The following is a 16,752-nucleotide window of genomic DNA, read 5'->3' on the forward strand; positions in this document are numbered from 1 at the left end:
CAGACGAACGCTCAACCGACGAACCCTGCCCAGCACCACGCTCAACCGACGACACGCTCGACGGACGATCACCCGAAGCAGCAGCAGGCCGCTCACCAGGCGACGCGGCCGACCGCTGATCCGACGGCGACGTACCGACAGCCTGGCCGGACGAACGCCCACTCGACGACGCGGCAGACGACTGCTCACCCGACGTCACCCCATGCCGCTGCTCCGACGGCGCCAGTGACGGCGAGGGCACCGCCGACGACGGCCTCTCCGACGACGTCGCAGACGAACGCTCCACAGGAGACGCACTCGTGACAGGACGCTCACCGGACGACGCCCCAGACGAACGCTCACCCGACGAAGCCTGCCCAGCACCACGCTCAACCGACGACGTGCCCGACGGACGATCACCGGAAGCAGGAGCAGGCCGCTCACCAGGCGACGCCCCATGTCGCTGATCCACCGACGACGGCGTACCGGCAGCCTCGCTGGACGAACGTCCACCCGGCGACGCCGCAGACGACTGCTCACCCGACGTCACCCCAGACCGCTGCTCCGACACCGGTGGCGCCACAGACGAACGCTCCACGGGGGACGCACTGGTGACAGGACGCTCGCCGGCCGACGCACCAGACGGCCGCTCAACCGACGAAGCCTGCCCAGCACCACGCTCAACCGACGACGTACCCGACGGACGATCAGCAGCAGACCGCTGATCCACCTGCGACGGGCCAACGGCGTGGCTGGACGGACGTTCGACCGGCGAAGACTGCTCACCCGACGCCGTACCGGGCCGCTGCTCCGATGACGTGCTGGCAGACGGACGATCCGACGAAGAAGCCGCGGTCGGCTGCTCGGCCGGCGACGGGCTGGAGGAACGTCCGGTCGGCGACGCGGCAGGATGTTCAGCTGATGACGCCGCCGACCGCTGTTCCGACGGCGCACCTGCTGCCGCCCCATCGCCCTGCGACTTCGTAGCCGGACGCTCTGCCTGTCCGGCGGACGGAGCTTCACTCGGCGACGGCGAGCCGGCTGAGTGCGTAGCCGACGAAGTATTCGACGTGCGCCCACTCTGCGACGCCGCGGATGACTGCTCGCCCGACGTTGTCGCAGGCCGCTGCTCCGACGACGTACCACCAGCCGAACGACCCGACGACGAAACCTCGGACCCACGCTCAAACACCGACGAGCCGACAGAACGTTCAGCCGACGACGGCGTAGCTGCACGCTCGGCCGACGACGTGCTCGACGCACGCCCACTCTGCGACGCCGCAGACGACCGCTCGCCCGACGTTGTCGCAGGCCGCTGCTCCGACGACGTACCACCAGCCGAACGACCCGACGACGAAACCTCGGACCCACGCTCAAACACCGACGAGCCGACAGAACGTTCAGCCGACGACGACCGCTGCCCCGACGGCGACGCAGATGTGGCTGCACGCTCGGCCGACGAGGTGTTCGACGCGCGTCCGTTTGGCGATGCGGCGGACGACTGCTCGCCTGATGTTGTCGCAGGGCGCTGTTCCGGCGAGCTGGCCGTGGACGACCGGCCGTCCAGGGAGGTACTCGTCGTCGGGCGTCCCGACGACGGCTGGGTGGCGGACCTTTCGTTCCCGGATGTCGACTGTCCGTTCGACGAGCGAGTGTTCGGCTCGGCCGTGGTGGGCACTGCAGCTTTGCTGCCGCCGGTGAAGCCTGAGCCCAGTTCCCGGCCACGGCTGTCGGTCACCGGCGTGGTGGTCACCGGTGCGGTGGTTTGCGGCGAATTCGCCGTCCGCGTCGTCGAGTCCGGCGTAGCGGAGGTCCGTGTTGCGGAGGTCGGGGTCGCAGAGGTCGAACTGGTCGTGTTGCCAGTCGCAGTACTGGTGCCAGACGACGTTGAGGTGCTCGACGAGGACGCAGTACCAGACGAGGTCGTGGCCGGCGGCACCGTCGTGGTGCTGGGCGTGGTGTCTGATGTGGGCAGCGGGGTCGCGGTGTCGAGGCCGGCGGGCGACGGCACCGGGACCGAGTTGAGCGGGCGCACGGTCAACGGATCGATGTTGCGGATGTTCACCTTCGGGCGGCCGCCACCGCCTGGCTCGAAGGCGCCGAACATGCCGTCGGTGAGGTTGCCGCCGGAACTGCCCGTTGCGACGTTGGTGAGCGGGTTGCTCGCTACTGCGGCGGCGATCTGGAAGCCGGTGTTCGTCAGCGTCCCGATCACGGCCTTCAGGCCGCGTGACGAGTGGGAGAAGGCCGAGCCGGCTGCCTTGCCCAGCACGCCGGCGAAGCCCTCGCCCAGGCCGCTCAGCGCTCCTCCGATGGCGCCACCGATCGCGGAGCCCTTGAGAGATTCCTTGTCGAAGCCTTCGCGCTTTCCGGCGGCGATCTGGCCGCCCTGGATGCCCGCGTCCAGGCCGACCATGAACGCCGTGCCCATGGCCGTGTTGGTCACGACCTTGATGGCGATCTGCTTCAGGATCTGAGCGAAGCCGGCCTGCATCAGCCTCTGCACCAGGGCACGCAGGGCGAAGCCGATGCCGACGCGCGCGGCGGCGATGACCCCCGGCGCGAAGATCGATCCGAAGAGGGACGCGAACAGGGACGCCAGCGTTGCGGCCAGGATCGCCAGCATCCCGATGATCATGGCCTTGGTCTTCTGGATGTCGGCGCCGCCGTTCTGCAGCGCCTTCGCCAGTTGCTCCGCGCCGTCCTTCATCTCGCCCGCGGACTTGCCGAGGACATCTCTCAGATGCTTCTGCAGCGCCGTCCCGGTGTCTCCCTCGATGGCGCGCCCGAAAGCACTCGCCTCCGCGTCCAGATCGGAGGCGAGCTGGTCCAGTTCGTCGGCGAAGGTCCGCCACGACCTCGCCAGGTCCCACATCTCGCCTTCGTCGCCCTCCGGCCAGGGCATGCCGACGGTGAGCTTCAGCAGTGTTTGAAGCTCAGGTGGCAGATGCGTCGTCATGTGGGGACCTACCTGACAGGAAGTCGCTGCGGCTACAGGTGATGCGTTGTCTCAGCGGGAACTGAGGCGGACCTCGCGAACCTCGCTGACATCGACCACGTCCGCGGAAGACACCTCGGTGAGCCGGCTCTCGCGGACCTCTGCCACGGTCAGGTTGCCGGCGTTGATCTCGTCGGTCTTCTCGAAGGCGTCGACGGCCTGCTCGACCTGCGTCGCGGTGCTGGTGACTCCTTCCTTCATCTGCCCGGCGTTGTCGAGCATCTGCTTCTCTCCGGGCTCGTAGCTCTTGCCGAACGCCTGACCGAACTCGTCGTTGCCCCAGCAGCCTTCGTGCTGCGCGGCGTCCGACTTGATTTTGTCCACAGCGGACTGGAACCGCGACGCGATTCCCTTCAGGCGTGCGATCTCGGCGCGCGCCAGGTCCGGGTCGATCCTCGTCTTGTCAGCCATTCTGGCCACCTCCCTGCGTGTCCTTCTGGGAACGGCCGAGGATGCCGTCAGCGGCCTCGTCGCCCAGGAACGGCGACACGAGCTTCTGGAAGATGTCCTCGGCGTCCATCTTTCCGGTGGCCAGGTCGGCGAAGCTGATGCCGGGCAGGAAGTCCTCGCCCATCGCGTCGGCCACTTTCTGCAGGCACTGGGCACGGCCCGCGCGGAGCGTCTCCATGAGCACGTGGCTCAGCTCCGCGGGCGCCATGGTCCGGTATTTCGTGCCGTGGAACGTGATCGCGGTGACCTCGCCCCGACCGTCGAAGTCCATCGACACCGAACGGTCCTTGGACCGCACCGTCGTCGACTCCTGGTCGATCATGTTCGTCACTTCGGTGAGCTTTTGGTGTTCGCGGTCGAGAGAGGCCAACGCCGCCTCTTGGGCTTCCTCCACCGTCCTGAACTCGGCGCTCCAGTCCTTCATCGCGCATCCTCTCCTTGCCCGGTGGCGTTCCTGTCTCCGGTGAAGCCCAGCCTGTGATCGCACGCGTGATCGCTGCCCGGCTGGCCGGCAGGCGTGTGAGTGGCGGTCCAGTCGCCGCTGTCGCCCCGCAACCACACCTCCGCGCCGCGTCCCAGCGGGGCACCGGGCACGCCAGGGGGAACGGCCGCCCCCAGGCCTGGGCGCATCATGTTCGCCGCGGATGCCGTGTCCGGCGCGAAGTTCGTGTGTGCCGGAGACGCCGGGAGACCCGGCGTGGCGGCGGGAGGAACGGGGTGCGCCGTGGGCGTGGCGGGCGCCGACGCAAGCACGGAGGTGGTCGTCAACGGAAGCTGCTGCGGCCTGGCGGTGGAGGTGTCGGCCGCGACCGCCGGAGCGGAAGCCGCTGACACCGAAGCCGAAGGTGCCGAAGCCGAACCTGTCGCAGCTGAAGCCGCCGGAGCCGACACCGTTGCAGGCGGCGCCGCTGCGGGCGCCGAAGCCGCGGCAGGGGCCGACTCCAGCTTCACCGGAGCTGCTTTGTCCACATTGGACAGGATGTCCGAGCGGTCCGGTTTCGCCGCAACCTCGGCAGTGTCGCCGTGGCCCCGATCTCGTTGCTGCGCAGTGCCTTCCGCGGCAGCCGAGCCAGGCGCTCGCGACAACACCGCCAGAACGGCCGCGTCGTCCTGGTCGGCAAGCCGCGCGAAGCCGTTGAACGACGGGACCTTCTGGGCGGGCGGCTTGGCCGGCGCCGACCGGGTCGCGAGCTGCGCGAAGCCCCCGAAGGCGGCTTGCGACACGTGATCATCCTTCTCCGCGACGTCCTCGGACGCGACCGTCTGCGAACGCATCAACATCGCGTTGACGGGCGCGAACCCCGCGGCACCACCAGTGACGACACCGGCTGTGCCAGCGCGTTCCCCGGTGTCGACGCGCGGCGGCGGCGCGACCAGCGTGTGGCCGCTCGCGGTGCGTTCCGGCAGTTCCGGCAACCGGCCGCCGAGCTCCCGATACGTGCGGGACAGGTCGTCGAGGATCTTGCGAGCCTGCTCGTCGCGGTCGGACGACGCGCGCGAGTCCGCGGTGGCCGGCTGGTGACGCAGGTCGAGCAACCGCCTGCGACTGTCCACAATGGCGTCACCGATGAGGCGCAGCAGGACGGGATAGCTGGGCATGTCGCCCATCAGCGCCGAAAGGTGCCGCACCAAGCCGTCCAGCTGGTCGAACCGCTGTTCGGTGCTGTTGGACCAGGATTCCTCCAGGACCCGCCGATGCTTCCTCAGCAGTCCCTTGGCGTCGTCGAGAGACACCACCGCCTGCTCGAACGCGTTGGCCTGCGTGTAGAAGCTCTCGGAGTCCGCGGCGAGCACGCGTTCGAGGATCTCCTCGAACACCGGCTGCCCGTCGTGTGAGGTCGCCATCGGTCAGCTCCGTCCGAGCGTCGGCGATGACACGCCCGTGTCGTCTTCGCGCCAGTCGTCCGGATCGCCCTGCAGCCACGTGGTCCGCTCGCGCTCCTGCTTCTGAGGACCACCGGCGGCGCCCGCTCCGGCGGCCGGCGGCGGCATCATGGGCATGCCGGGGTCGCCGGGAACACCACCGGGCACCCGGCCCAAGGCCGCGCCGCTGCCCTGGCCGCGGCCCGGCACCGTGAATCCCTGGTCGCCGGCGGAGTTGACGGCGCCCTCCGACGTCAGGGCGACGCCGGAGGCACCGAGGTTCCCGCTGCCTAGACCACTTCCGCCGACGCCAGCGGTTCCGCCGGTCTTGCCCGCGCCACCGAGGAAGCCGGCCAACGACGACTTCTCGTCGGCCCCGCCGGACGTGAGCGCCTTGATCGCGTCGTTCGCCTCCTTGCGAGCCGCGTCGGAGAAGCGGGACGTGTCGGACGGGGCGTTGTCCGAACCCGATCCGCCGCCGGAGTTCAGTGCGTCGATCGCCTGCTGCGCCTGCCGCCGTGCCTCGTCCGCGGCGGCGGGGTTCGCGCCGCCTTGGGGGGTGGGTGAGGTGTTGTGGCCCGAATGTGACGCACCACCACTTGAACCGCCGCCGGTTCCGCCGCTGGACAACGCCGCCATCGCCGCGTCAGCCTGCCTCTGAGCCTCCCGACGAGCAGCCTCGTTCCCAGCAGCCACCTTCGTCGCATCCGAACCACCGGCACCAGAACCACCGGAACCGCCAGTGGACAACGCCTTCACCGCAGCGTCAGCCTGCCGCTGAGCTTCCCGACGAGCAGCCTCATTCGCAGTAGCCACCTTCGTCGCATCCGAACCACCGGCAGCACCGCCGGAACCGCTGCCCCCACCAGACCCGCTGCCGCCACCGGAAGCACCAGTGGACAACGCCGCCATCGCCGACTCAGCCTGCCGCTGAGCCTCCCGACGAGCAGCCTCATTCCCAGCAGCCACCTTCGTCGCATCCGAACCACCGGCAGCACCGCCGGAACCACCCGTTCCGGAGCCGGCGCTCAGGCCCTTCATCGCGGCGTCCGCGGCCTTCTTCGCCTCGCTCAACGCCTTCTGCCGCTCGGACTCACCACCGGCACCGGTACCGCTGCCCAAGGCCTTGATCGCGGCGTCGGCAGCCTTCCGAGCGTCCCCCAACGCCTTCTGCCGCGCGGCATCGCCGGCACCACTGTCCGCGCCGGCGCCACCGGCCAGGCTCTTGATCGCGGCGTCCGCGGCCTTCTTGGCCTCTCCCAACGCCCTCTGCCGCACGGCGTCCGCGTTGCCGTTCTGAGCGGCGCCGCCTTCGTCGGTCTTCTTGATGGCGTCGATCGCGTCGTTGGCGGCCTTCTTCGCTGCCTCCAACGCCTTCTGGCGGGCGGGGTCGCCGGCGCTCTGCTGCTGCAGCGCGCTGATCGCGGCGTTGGCCGCGTTCTTGGCGTCTGCCAAGGCCTTCTGCCGCGGCGTCTCCGAGCTGGCGCCGGCACCACCCTTCGCACCGGAGCGGCCCTTCGAACCTCCGGCGCCCCCACCGAACCCGGCCATCCCAGCACCGCCGGCACCGTCACCCGACTGCTGCAGCTTCCCGATCGCGGCGTCAGCCGCGTTCTTGGCGTCCGCCAACGCCTTCTGCCGCGCCGCGTTCGCCTTGTCGGTGGCGCCACCACCGCTGCCGGTCGCACCGCCGCCAGAACCACCGGCCGCGCCACCACCACCAGACCCACCGGCCGCGCCGCCACCAGCGCCCTTACCGGCGCCGGCTCCCGCACGAGAGCCGCCCGCCACACCGGTACCGGCACCGGTACCGGTACCGGGGACGAAGCCGGCGCCCTGCCCTTCCTGCTGCAGCTTGCCGATCGTGTCGTCAGCGGCCTTCTTGGCGTCGGCCAATGCCTGCTGCCGCGCCGCGTCGGTCGACTGGCCCGCGCCGGAAGCCTCCTGCGCGGCGAGCTCGTCGAAGCGCTGGTCGATGGACTTCTTCGCCTCCAACAACGCCTCGCGTCGTGCGTCGGCCTCCGGTGAGGTCCCCGCCGGTGGCGTGGCCTTCAGCAGGTCGTCGATTCCCTTGTCCGCGACCTTCTTCGCGTCCGCGATGGCCTTCTGCCGAGCCTCCGTCGCGGCAGCACCGGTGCCGGCACCAGCAGCATCGGCGCTCGTGCCCGCTGCGGCACCAGCGGCGGCACCCCCACCGGCAGCACCAGCGGCAGCGGCTGCGGAGTCACCGTCCTTCGCCCCGTCGGCGGTGCCGTTGCCCTTCGCACCCGCAGCCGCGCCACCACCGGAGCCCGCGCCGCCGCCCGCTGCGGCGCCGGCGCCCGCGCCACCACCGGCTTGAGAGGAATGCGCTCCACGCGGCGGCTGCATCGCCCGAGGGTCGAACTCGGTCAACGCCTTGCCGTTGCTCGCATAGGAGTTGGCGAGATCGATCAGCGCCCGCCGCAACTCGGGCAGCACAGTGGTGTCGAGGTCCTTCTGGACGACCGTCTTCATGTACCCGCCGGCGTCGAACTCCGTGCCCAGCGTGGTCATCGCCGCCGACAGCTTGTCGACGAGCCGCGACTTCTCCTGCAACCGGGACTTGGCCTCGGCCTCGATCTCGGCGACCTTCGCCTGGAAGAAGGTGATCGACCGGGAGATGGACCGCAACGCGGCGGGGTAGCTCGACAGCGCCGAGGTGACGTCCTGGCTGCGCCGCAGGATCTGGTTGGTCGCGAAGTCCTGGAACTGGTCGCCCGCCCAGCCCCGGAACGAGGGTTTCACGCCCTGCACGGCGGAGTTGAAGCCCCGCTGGAACTCCGTCAACGAGTTGGTCGACGCCTCGAAGGCGGCTGCCAGCGCGTTCCAGCCCTCCGCGGCTCCCAGGTCCAACGCCGTGCCGGCCACGGACTTGAACTGCTCGATCGACGTGATGCCGTCGCCGTTGACGCTCAGCGCAGCGCTCGTCGAACCGGCGGCGGAATCGCTGACCTGCGGTCCCGGTCCCATGGTGATCGGTTGCACCACAACGACATCAGACCCGCCAACGCCGTGGATCTGCGTGTCGGAGTCGAACTTGGCAGGACCGCCGGTCACGTTGAACCGGGAGCCGTCACCAGAGTCCGGTGTGGTCATCTCACGTCCTCAGCGTCGTTGTTCCGCGCGGCTCAAGCAGATGCCAGTGCCCGGCGAGCACTGGCACCCGCTTCAGTCGCGCTGGTCCTGGGAGCCTTCTGGCTGATTCCCCGCCACCTCCCGCGCCGTCGCGCCGCTCTCGTAGGCGTGGATCTTCATGACGTTGACCTCGTGACCGACCGCGCGGTCGATCTGGCGGGCGTTCGTGTCGTCGGTGTCCTCGAGGGCGTCACTGACCTGGTTGAGGCTCTGGTCGATGTCGCCGAGGACGAGCTTCACGTGCGTCGCGTGCTCCAGCAGGCCCTTCTGCCTGTCGTGCACCACTTCCTCGAGCCACTGGGCGGCCCCGAAGTTGCCCGCCTTCGTCTCGGTGGAGGTGCACTTCTGGAACGGCGACATGTCGCCGAGCAGGCCACCGATCTCGCTCGCCGCGGAGCGCACAGCCTCCGGGTCGATGTGCGTGTGGTCACCACTTCCAGCCATGTCCGACCTTTCTGAGGTGCTGGGAGTCCTGCGATGATGGGAGCGGGTGGTGCCGGACCCGGGATGTCCGGCACCACCCGCGGCTCATCAGGGCTGGAAACGGCGCGACTCGCCGCGGTCCCGGTCCTGGAAGTTGTTGGCGCCGGTGTTGACCTTGCCCGCCAGCGTGTCGAGCTGCTGGTTGCTCGTCGTGAGGTCCTGAGCGATCTTCTGCGAGCAGGTGTCGTACGAGTCCGAGGCGGCACCGGTGAAGGCGCCCCGCAGGTTCTGCACCTCGCGGCGCAGGTTGCTCACCTGGTCGCGGATGTTGTTGTTGATCTGCCGCATGTGGTTCACGCCTTCGGAGATCGAGGCGTAGTCGTAATTGATCAAGCCGCTGGTCACTGTTTCACTCCTGACGAGAAAGAAAGTCTTCGGTAAAGGGACTGCAAACTTCAGGTCAGAGGTTGACCCCGGCCGCGCCGGCCTCGTCCTCGCTCTGCAGGTTCGTCGCCACGCTGTCGAGCGTCGTCGCCATCGTCGTCAGGTTGGTGACGATGTCCTTGGTGAGGCGGTCCCACTCGTGGTGGACCTCGGTCAGCTTCTGCATCATCCGGCCGCTGTTCACCGAGGTCAGGGTGTTGATGTGGGTGGTGAGCGTGCGCTGCTGGCTCGTGATGTCGTCGGCGCAGTTGCGGTGCTTCTTCGCCACGGCCTGTACGTCGGCCGGAGTCAGCTTGGTGTTGTTTCCCGCCATTCTCATAACCTCCTGAATGAATTTCGAAGGCCGTGCCCCGAGGAACGGCCGCGGTTCAATTAGAGGTCCGCACGCCGGTCCGCGCGGGCTCAGAAGTCCACTCAGGACCAAGCCGGGGAATATCCCTCATGAGCCCGGCGGGCTGATCGGCCTGCTCACCACGGCGTCGGCCGGGTTCAGCGCGGGGCCGCTCGGCAGCAGCGCGAGCAGTCCTACCGGGACACCCACGGCGGGCAGGTGCCCGTAGCCGAGCACGCCCGCCACGTTCTCGTCCGCCAACGGGTACTTGACGCCCAAATCGGTCACGAGGAACCCGGTGCCCGGTGGCGCACCGGGAGCGGCGACGGCGGACACGAGGGCGCCACCACCCGTTGGGATGACAACCTGGTCGGCGGTCGTACCCACGGTGTGCTTGCCCGCAGGCGGCACGGCGGCGCTCTCCGCCGAGTCCGGCAGGATCACCAGCGACGGCGTGTGCCCGCCTTCGGGACGCGGGTCGAACCTCAGGCACGGCTCCCCGGACCCGCCGAGGTCCACCAGCACGGGCGGGGCCGCCGGCAGGTCGGCCGACGCCTGGTCGCCCGGCACGACCGGAATCCCTGCCACGTCACCCGGCCCCACCTCGATCGGCCGCACGGACGAGTCCGGGTAGGCCTTCTTCACCGCGGGGTCGACCAGCAGCATGGACGCCACGCTGCGGCTGACCGGCATGAGCCCGCCGGCCTGCAGCACGTACAGCGTGTCCGACCCGATGGCGGGGTTCTTGAGCTCGTAGAGCTGCCCGACGCGACCGGGCTTGCCGGCCACCGCAGGCCCCGGCGCACCGATGTCCGCAATGGACGGAGGCCTCAGGTCACGCCCGACCGGGAGCACGTTCAGCCAGGCGGGCGACACCAGCACGGGCGGAGCCGAGTTGTAGCCCATCGCCTCGAGGACCGCCGGACTCGCGACCCGGTGCCGGACCCCGCGCCACACCAGCTGGGTGGAACCGTCCGGAGTGGACGCCAGCAGGGCGTGGTCCTGCGGTGCGGGCGTACCCGCCACACCGTCCAGGCGCAACGTCACGGTCGGCGCGCTCGCCACGGCGTTGTGGTCGGACGGCTTGGCGCAGACCGTCCACGGCGAGGTGTTGAGCCGGTCCGCGACGGGCAGCCCGTCCGGCGCGCCGGGAATGCCGATCGGGGTGCCGACCGGAACGCCGGTCAGTGAGCTCTTGCTGACCGAGGTGATCTTGGCCGCGTCACCGGCGGCGAGCAGCGCGGACGACAGGTTCAGCGCGGGTCGCAGCCGGCCGTCGAGGTAGACGTACCGGGCCCCGGACTCCTTCTCCATCACGACGGCACCCTGCACGCGCCAGGAGTTGTTGCCACCGGGGAACAACAGCCCGTAGATGCCGAAGCACGCCACGAGCAGACACGCGACCAGCAGGCCGACGAACGTGCCGCTGTTGAACCGCTTGTTGGGGTGCTCCACCACGTCCGGCTTGCCCTGCATGAGCCCGGACACCAACCGGCCGACGACGAAGAAGTAGGCCTGGACCTGATCCTTGCGTGACTGCATCAGCCGCTCAGCCCTCTCACCCAGGCGTAGACGTCCAGCACCGCCAGCAGCACGGGGACGACGGCGATCGCGGTCGTGTACTCCAGGATGTCCACCGCCCGGCCCCAGTACGGCCGCATCCGCCTACCGGGCAGAACCGGGGTGAGCACGACGAAAGCGGCGCCGGCGAGCACGAGCGGCGTCAGCACCGCCAGCACGCGGTCCAGCGGGTCGTCGCCGAACGCCAGGCGCAGCACGACGGCCACGACCGCGGCCGCCGCGGGCACGAGCAGCGACCACCGCGCCAGCACCCCGTTCAGATGCCTGGCGCGCAGGAACAACAGCAACGCGCAGACCGCGACGAAGATCAAGGGCCACTGTCCACCCCGGACGCTCAGACCGACCAGCAGCAACGTCTGCGAGGCGCCGAAACCCAGGTACAGCGCGGTGAGGTAGCCGAAGACGACAGCGCCGCGCTCGACGACGACGCGGTGCGGAACCGGGTCGATGTCCTCCTTCACCTCCGCCGCCTCGGTGGGCAGCATGGGCAGTTTCAACCTGCCGAGCCGGAACGCGGTGCCCGGCACGAAAAGCGCGGCCACCAGGTTCACCGCGACACCGATGGCGGCGCTCTGCTGCGCGGTCAGGTCCGACCAGGCCCAGATCACCGTCGGGACCAGCGTGAACACGCCGAACACCAGGCAGGCGGTGAAGATCAGCGCCGAGTCGGCGACGGCGACCAGGGCGAGCACCGTCGCCACGATCCCCAGCGCCAACGCACAGGAAATCGCGACACCGACCTCGCCGCCGGGATCGAGCCACCTGGCGAGCAGCCATCCCGCCGCAACCGCGTAAACCACACTGACCAGTGCGAGCGCGGTGGCGTCGACGACATCACCGATCGTGCGCGCCACGGCGGCTGCTCCGATGACCAGTGCCAGCGCCACCACGGCGGGCACCGTCCAGAACGACACGGCGCCGGGACCTGCGAAAAGGGCCGCCAGACCGGTGAGCAGCGCGACCACCGCACCGGTCCGCAGCATCCACCGCGACCGCTCCGGCGTCCACCTGCCCGCGTCCGCGCGGGCCCGTTCGGCGAGACCGTCGACGAGGTCGTCGAAGTCCAGCGGGGCGAGCTCTTCGCTCCTCGGTCTCAGGTAGACGGTGTCTCCGTCGTGCAACTGCAGCTCGGCGGGCGAGGAGTCCTCGTCCAGCGGCTCCTCACCGAGCCGCTGCACGACCCAGCCCTCGTGGTCGACGCTTTCCTCGATCCGCTCCTTCCCGAACTGGGCCAGGATCGAGGGCAGCAGGTCGACCAGCTGCACATCACCCGGCAGTGCGACGTCGACCGCCTTGTCGCCGAGAACGAACCGTAGCCTCGTCGGCACGTTTGTGCGATGCTGCGTGCGTTCTTCCATTTTGGGCACCGGAATCCTTCTGGCGAAAGACGAGCGTGCGTGCGGCAACCTTGCCGCGCCACACCCGCCCCCGCAGATGGTGATCAAGCCAGATCGCCACTTCGGGGGAAACCCTTCACCAGAGGAGTCCCGAGTGGCCACCGAGGTATTCATGCGCAGGACGCGCCGGCCGGGGCCGACCGCGCCCAGCGACGAGATCGAGCTGCAACCGCCACCGGTGGTACCCGAGGTGACCGGCGGCGGTATCGGTGCTGTCCTCACCTACGCGCCGATGGCCCTCAGCTCGCTCGCCATGGTGCTGTTGTTCGTCCGGCCCGGTTCGGGCGCGCTGGCCTACGTCGGCGGCGGCCTGATGCTCGTGGCCGCGGTCGGCATGCTCGTGACCAACCTCCTGCGGTCCGGGGTCGACCACAAGGAGAAGCTGCGCGGTGACCGCCGCGACTACATCCGCTACCTCGGCCAGCTGCGCGGCAAGATGCGCGGCGCCCTGTCCCAGCAGCGCAAGGCCGCTTTGTGGGTGCACCCCGAGCCGCGCTCGCTGTGGTCGATGGCCATGGGCTACCGGCTGTGGGAACGACGTCCGACGCACGAGGACTTCGGCGAGGTGCGCATCGGCGTCGGCAAGCAGCGCAGCTCCACCAAGCTGCACCCGCCGGCCGACTCCAAGCCGCTCGAGGACCTGGAACCGTTGTGCGCACACGCGTTGCGCCGGTTCATCCGCGCCTACTCGACGCTCGACAACGCCCCGATCGCGGTGTACCTGCGCGCGTTCGCCCGCCTGCAGTTCCAGGGTTTCCCCGAGGAGGTCCGCGGGTTGGTCCGCGCCGTGCTGGCCCAGCTCGCGACCGCGCACAGCCCCGGTGAGGCACGGATCGCGGTGTGCGTGAGCGGCGAGTCCCGCGCCCACTGGGACTGGGTGAAGTGGCTGCCGCACAACCAGAACCTCGACGCGCGCGACGCGACCGGGCCGCGTCGGCTGGTCGCCGACAGCATCACCGAGCTGGAACGCCTGCTCGGCGGCACCGAGTTCATCGGCAGGCCACCGTTCGAACCGGACAGTCCGATCAGCACCAACGAGCCGCTCGTCGTCGTGGTGCTCGACGGCGTCTCGCTGCCCGACGACCACCGGGTGTTCGACGAGGCCTACCGCAACACCGTCGTGCTCGACCTGACCGGCGCGCTGTCCTGGCAGTCCCGGCCCCACACGCTGCACCTGCAGGTGTCCGACGGCAAGCTGAGCACCGTCACGTTCGACCGGCTCGGCAAGCCGGTGCCGAACCCGTTGTGCCGCGCGGACTCGCTGAGCCCGCAGGCCGTGGCCGCGCTCGCCCGGCTGCTCGCGCGCTACCGGGTGGGCGAGGCGCAGGACACCGAGGAACCGCTGGCCGGTGACTACGAGCTGCCGAACCTGCTCGGCCTCGGCGATCTGCGGACGTTCGACCCGGCCACCTACCGCAAGGGCCGCAAGAGCGCGCGGCGACGGTTGCGCGTGCCGATCGGCATGACCTCGACCGGTACCTCGATCGAGCTGGACATCAAGGAGTCGGCAGAAGGTGGCATGGGCCCGCACGGCCTGCTGATCGGCGCGACGGGTTCCGGCAAGAGCGAGCTGTTGCGCACCCTCGTGCTGTCGATGGCGGCCACGCACTCGTCGGAGGAGCTCAACCTCGTCCTGGTGGACTTCAAGGGTGGTGCCGCGTTCCTCGGGTTCGACCAGCTGCCGCACACGTCCGCGGTCATCACGAACCTCGCCGACGAGCTCGACCTGGTCGACCGCATGCAGGACGCCCTCGCGGGTGAGCTCAACCGCCGCCAGGAACTGCTGCGCGCGGCGGGCAACTACGCGTCCCGGCGCGACTACGAGGCGGCCAGGGCACAGGGCACCCAGCTGGAACCGATGCCCGCGCTGTTCATCGTCGTCGACGAGTTCAGCGAGATGCTGGCGAGCAAACCGGAGTTCGTGGAGACGTTCGCCATGATCGGCCGGCTGGGCCGCAGCCTCGGCGTGCACCTGCTGCTGGCCAGCCAGCGGCTCGACGAGGGCCGCATCCACAAGATCGAGAGCCACCTGTCGTACCGGATCGGCCTGCGCACCTTCTCCGCGATGGAGAGCCGCAGCGTGCTCGGTGTGCCGGACGCCTACGAGCTGCCCAACAGCCCCGGCCACGGCTACCTGCGCCCCGACACGACGTCGCTGGTCCGGTTCAAGGGCGCCTACTGCTCCGGCCCGTACCACCCGCCGACGCGCAAACGGCGCCGGCGCGCGGAGGTGGAGCAGGACCTCGTGGCGTTCGGCACCGAGTACATCGCGCCGCGCCTGGCCGGGCAGGAGGTGGAGGAGGAGCCCGAGCAGACGTCCGGGGTGGCCGCCACCATGCTCGACGTCCTGATCAACCGGTTGCGCGGCATCGGCCCGGTGGCGCACCAGGTGTGGCTGCCGCCGCTCAAGCAGCCGCCGGCACTCGACCAGCTGCTGCCCCCGCTGGTGGACCACCCCGAGCTCGGCCCGCGCCCGGTCGGCGACTACGACGTCTCCACGTTGCGCGTGCCGGTCGGTCTCGTCGACCTGCCCGCACAGCAACGACGTGAGCTGCTCAGCGCCGACCTGTCCGGGGCGAAGGGCAACGTCGCGATCGTCGGCGGCCCGCAGACCGGCAAGAGCACCCTGGTCCGCACGCTGCTCAGCGGGCTGGCACTGACGCACACCGCGGCCGAGGTCCAGTTCTACTGCCTCGACTTCAGCGGCACGCTGAGCACGCTGTCCCGGCTCCCGCACACGGGCAGCATCGCCGGGCGCCTCGACCGCGACCGCGTCACGCGGACCGTGGCCGAGATGACCAACCTCATGGCCCGCCGCGAGCAGTTGTTCGCGCAGCACAACATCGACTCGATGGCGAGCTACCGCAGGGCCCGGCGGCAGGGCCAGTTCCTCGACGTCGATCCGCACGGGGACGCGTTCCTGGTCGTCGACGGCTGGTACACGATCCGGCAGGACTACGAGGAGCTGGAGGACCGCTTCAGCGAGCTCGCCGCCCGCGGCCTCGGCTTCGGCGTGCACCTGGTGATCGCCACCAACCGCTGGTCGGAGATGCGGCCGTGGCTGCGCGACGTGCTCGGCACCCGGTTCGAGCTGCGCCTCGGCGACCCGCTCGAGTCCGAGATCAACAGCCGCGCCGCCGCGGGCGTGCCGGAGATTCCCGGCCGTGGCCTCACGTTCGAGCAGATGCACTTCCTCACCGCGCTCCCCCGCATCGACGGCACGGGCACGACCGAGGACGTGGCGGAGGCGACGATGCAGCTCGCCGAGTCGCTGGACCTGCCGACGGCACCTCGCGCGCCACAGGTGCGTCTGCTGCCCGCCGAGGTCTTGTCAGCCTCGCTCCCTGCACCGACGTCACCCGCACCGTCGTCGGACATGACGATGGCGCTGGGCATCGAGGACGGCGCGCTGGGCCCGCTGTGGCACGACTTCGACGCGAACCCGCACCTGCTGATCTTCGGCGACGCGGAGACCGGCAAGACGAACCTGTTGCGGCACATCGCCCGCAGCGTGGCCGCCCACTACGGCCCGGACGAGGGCAGGGTGATGTTCGTCGACTTCCGCCGCGAGCTGCACGACGCGGTCCCGCAGGACAACCAGATCAACTACACGGTCAGCACCGACGGTCTGACCGAGGCCATCCGCGAGGTGGCCGACCTGGTGCAGAGCAGGGTGCCGGGCGCGGACATCACGCCCGACCGGTTGCGCAAGCGGGACTGGTGGAGCGGCGGCAGGTTGTTCATCCTGATCGACGACTTCGAGCTGTCCGAGACCGGCGGGTTCGACGACCCGATGCAACCGCTGCAGTCGTTGCTGCAGCACGGCGCGGACATCGGCCTGCACCTGATCATCGCGCGCAGCACGGCCAGCGCGGGCCGGGCGATGATGAACCCGCTCATGCGGCGGATGTGGGAGCTGGGCACCGCGGTGCTGCTGTTCTCCTGCCCGAAGGACGAGGGCGTGTTCATCGGCAACGTGCGGCCGAAGACGTTGCCGGTCGGACGGGCGCAGTTCGTGAACCGCCGCCGGACGGTGAACTTGGTGCAGACGCCCGTCGTCGAGTGAGCCGTCTTTGCGCAACGGGCGTGGTCCGCGCCCGTTGCGCCCTATCCTCGGCAGCCGGGGGTGC

At 69.9% G+C, this 16,752-nt stretch carries 11 protein-coding genes and 1 pseudogene; 2 read left to right on the forward strand and 10 right to left on the reverse strand.

What is annotated here, in order from left to right; genetic code table 11:
* Positions 1-797 precede the first annotated feature (797 nt).
* Positions 798-2,456, forward strand: coding sequence for a hypothetical protein (locus tag DI276_RS22925; RefSeq protein ID WP_157984880.1), 1,659 nt, complete (start codon positions 798-800; stop codon positions 2,454-2,456).
* A gap of 143 nt (positions 2,457-2,599) precedes the next feature.
* Here DI276_RS22925 and DI276_RS53625 read toward each other — a convergent pair.
* From DI276_RS53625 to eccD, 10 genes and pseudogenes are all read right to left on the reverse strand, one after another.
* Positions 2,600-2,938, reverse strand: a pseudogene (locus DI276_RS53625) (WXG100 family type VII secretion target); the annotation flags it as partial.
* A 51-nt stretch (positions 2,939-2,989) separates the two neighbouring features.
* Positions 2,990-3,388 carry a WXG100 family type VII secretion target gene (locus DI276_RS22935; RefSeq protein WP_112266613.1) on the reverse strand — a complete coding sequence of 133 codons (399 nt, stop codon included), beginning with the start codon at positions 3,386-3,388 and terminating at the stop codon, positions 2,990-2,992.
* Positions 3,381-3,851, reverse strand: coding sequence for a YbaB/EbfC family nucleoid-associated protein (locus DI276_RS22940; protein WP_112266622.1), 471 nt, complete (start codon positions 3,849-3,851; stop codon positions 3,381-3,383). The genes DI276_RS22935 and DI276_RS22940 overlap by 8 nt, the downstream gene beginning before the upstream one ends.
* Positions 3,848-5,272, reverse strand: a complete 1,425-nt coding sequence (locus DI276_RS22945; protein WP_112266624.1) for a hypothetical protein — start codon at positions 5,270-5,272, stop codon at positions 3,848-3,850. The genes DI276_RS22940 and DI276_RS22945 overlap by 4 nt, the downstream gene beginning before the upstream one ends.
* Positions 5,273-5,275: 3 nt before the next feature.
* On the reverse strand, positions 5,276-8,407 hold the full coding sequence (locus DI276_RS53045; protein WP_112266626.1) for a hypothetical protein: 3,132 nt from the start codon (positions 8,405-8,407) through the stop codon (positions 5,276-5,278).
* A gap of 72 nt (positions 8,408-8,479) precedes the next feature.
* Positions 8,480-8,890 carry a hypothetical protein gene (locus tag DI276_RS22955; protein ID WP_112266627.1) on the reverse strand — a complete coding sequence of 137 codons (411 nt, stop codon included), beginning with the start codon at positions 8,888-8,890 and terminating at the stop codon, positions 8,480-8,482.
* A gap of 87 nt (positions 8,891-8,977) precedes the next feature.
* Positions 8,978-9,274, reverse strand: coding sequence for a WXG100 family type VII secretion target (locus tag DI276_RS22960; protein ID WP_112266629.1), 297 nt, complete (start codon positions 9,272-9,274; stop codon positions 8,978-8,980).
* Between the two features lie 55 nt (positions 9,275-9,329).
* Positions 9,330-9,626, reverse strand: a complete 297-nt coding sequence (locus tag DI276_RS22965) for a WXG100 family type VII secretion target (RefSeq protein WP_157984881.1) — start codon at positions 9,624-9,626, stop codon at positions 9,330-9,332.
* A 126-nt stretch (positions 9,627-9,752) separates the two neighbouring features.
* The gene (gene eccB / locus DI276_RS22970) at positions 9,753-11,186 is read right to left on the reverse strand and encodes a type VII secretion protein EccB (protein WP_112266633.1); all 1,434 of its coding nucleotides are present in this window, start codon (positions 11,184-11,186) and stop codon (positions 9,753-9,755) included.
* Positions 11,186-12,553 (reverse strand): type VII secretion integral membrane protein EccD, encoded by a 1,368-nt coding sequence (eccD, locus tag DI276_RS22975; protein ID WP_157984882.1) that lies wholly within the window; start codon positions 12,551-12,553, stop codon positions 11,186-11,188. The genes eccB and eccD overlap by 1 nt, the downstream gene beginning before the upstream one ends.
* Before the next feature lie 163 nt (positions 12,554-12,716).
* On the opposite strand from eccD, the gene eccCa reads away from it, so the two are divergent.
* Positions 12,717-16,688, forward strand: a complete 3,972-nt coding sequence (eccCa, locus tag DI276_RS22980; RefSeq protein WP_112266635.1) for a type VII secretion protein EccCa — start codon at positions 12,717-12,719, stop codon at positions 16,686-16,688.
* Positions 16,689-16,752: the final 64 nt, after the last annotated feature.

The organism is Lentzea terrae, assembly GCF_003265345.1.
Lineage (GTDB): Bacteria > Actinomycetota > Actinomycetes > Mycobacteriales > Pseudonocardiaceae > Lentzea > Lentzea terrae.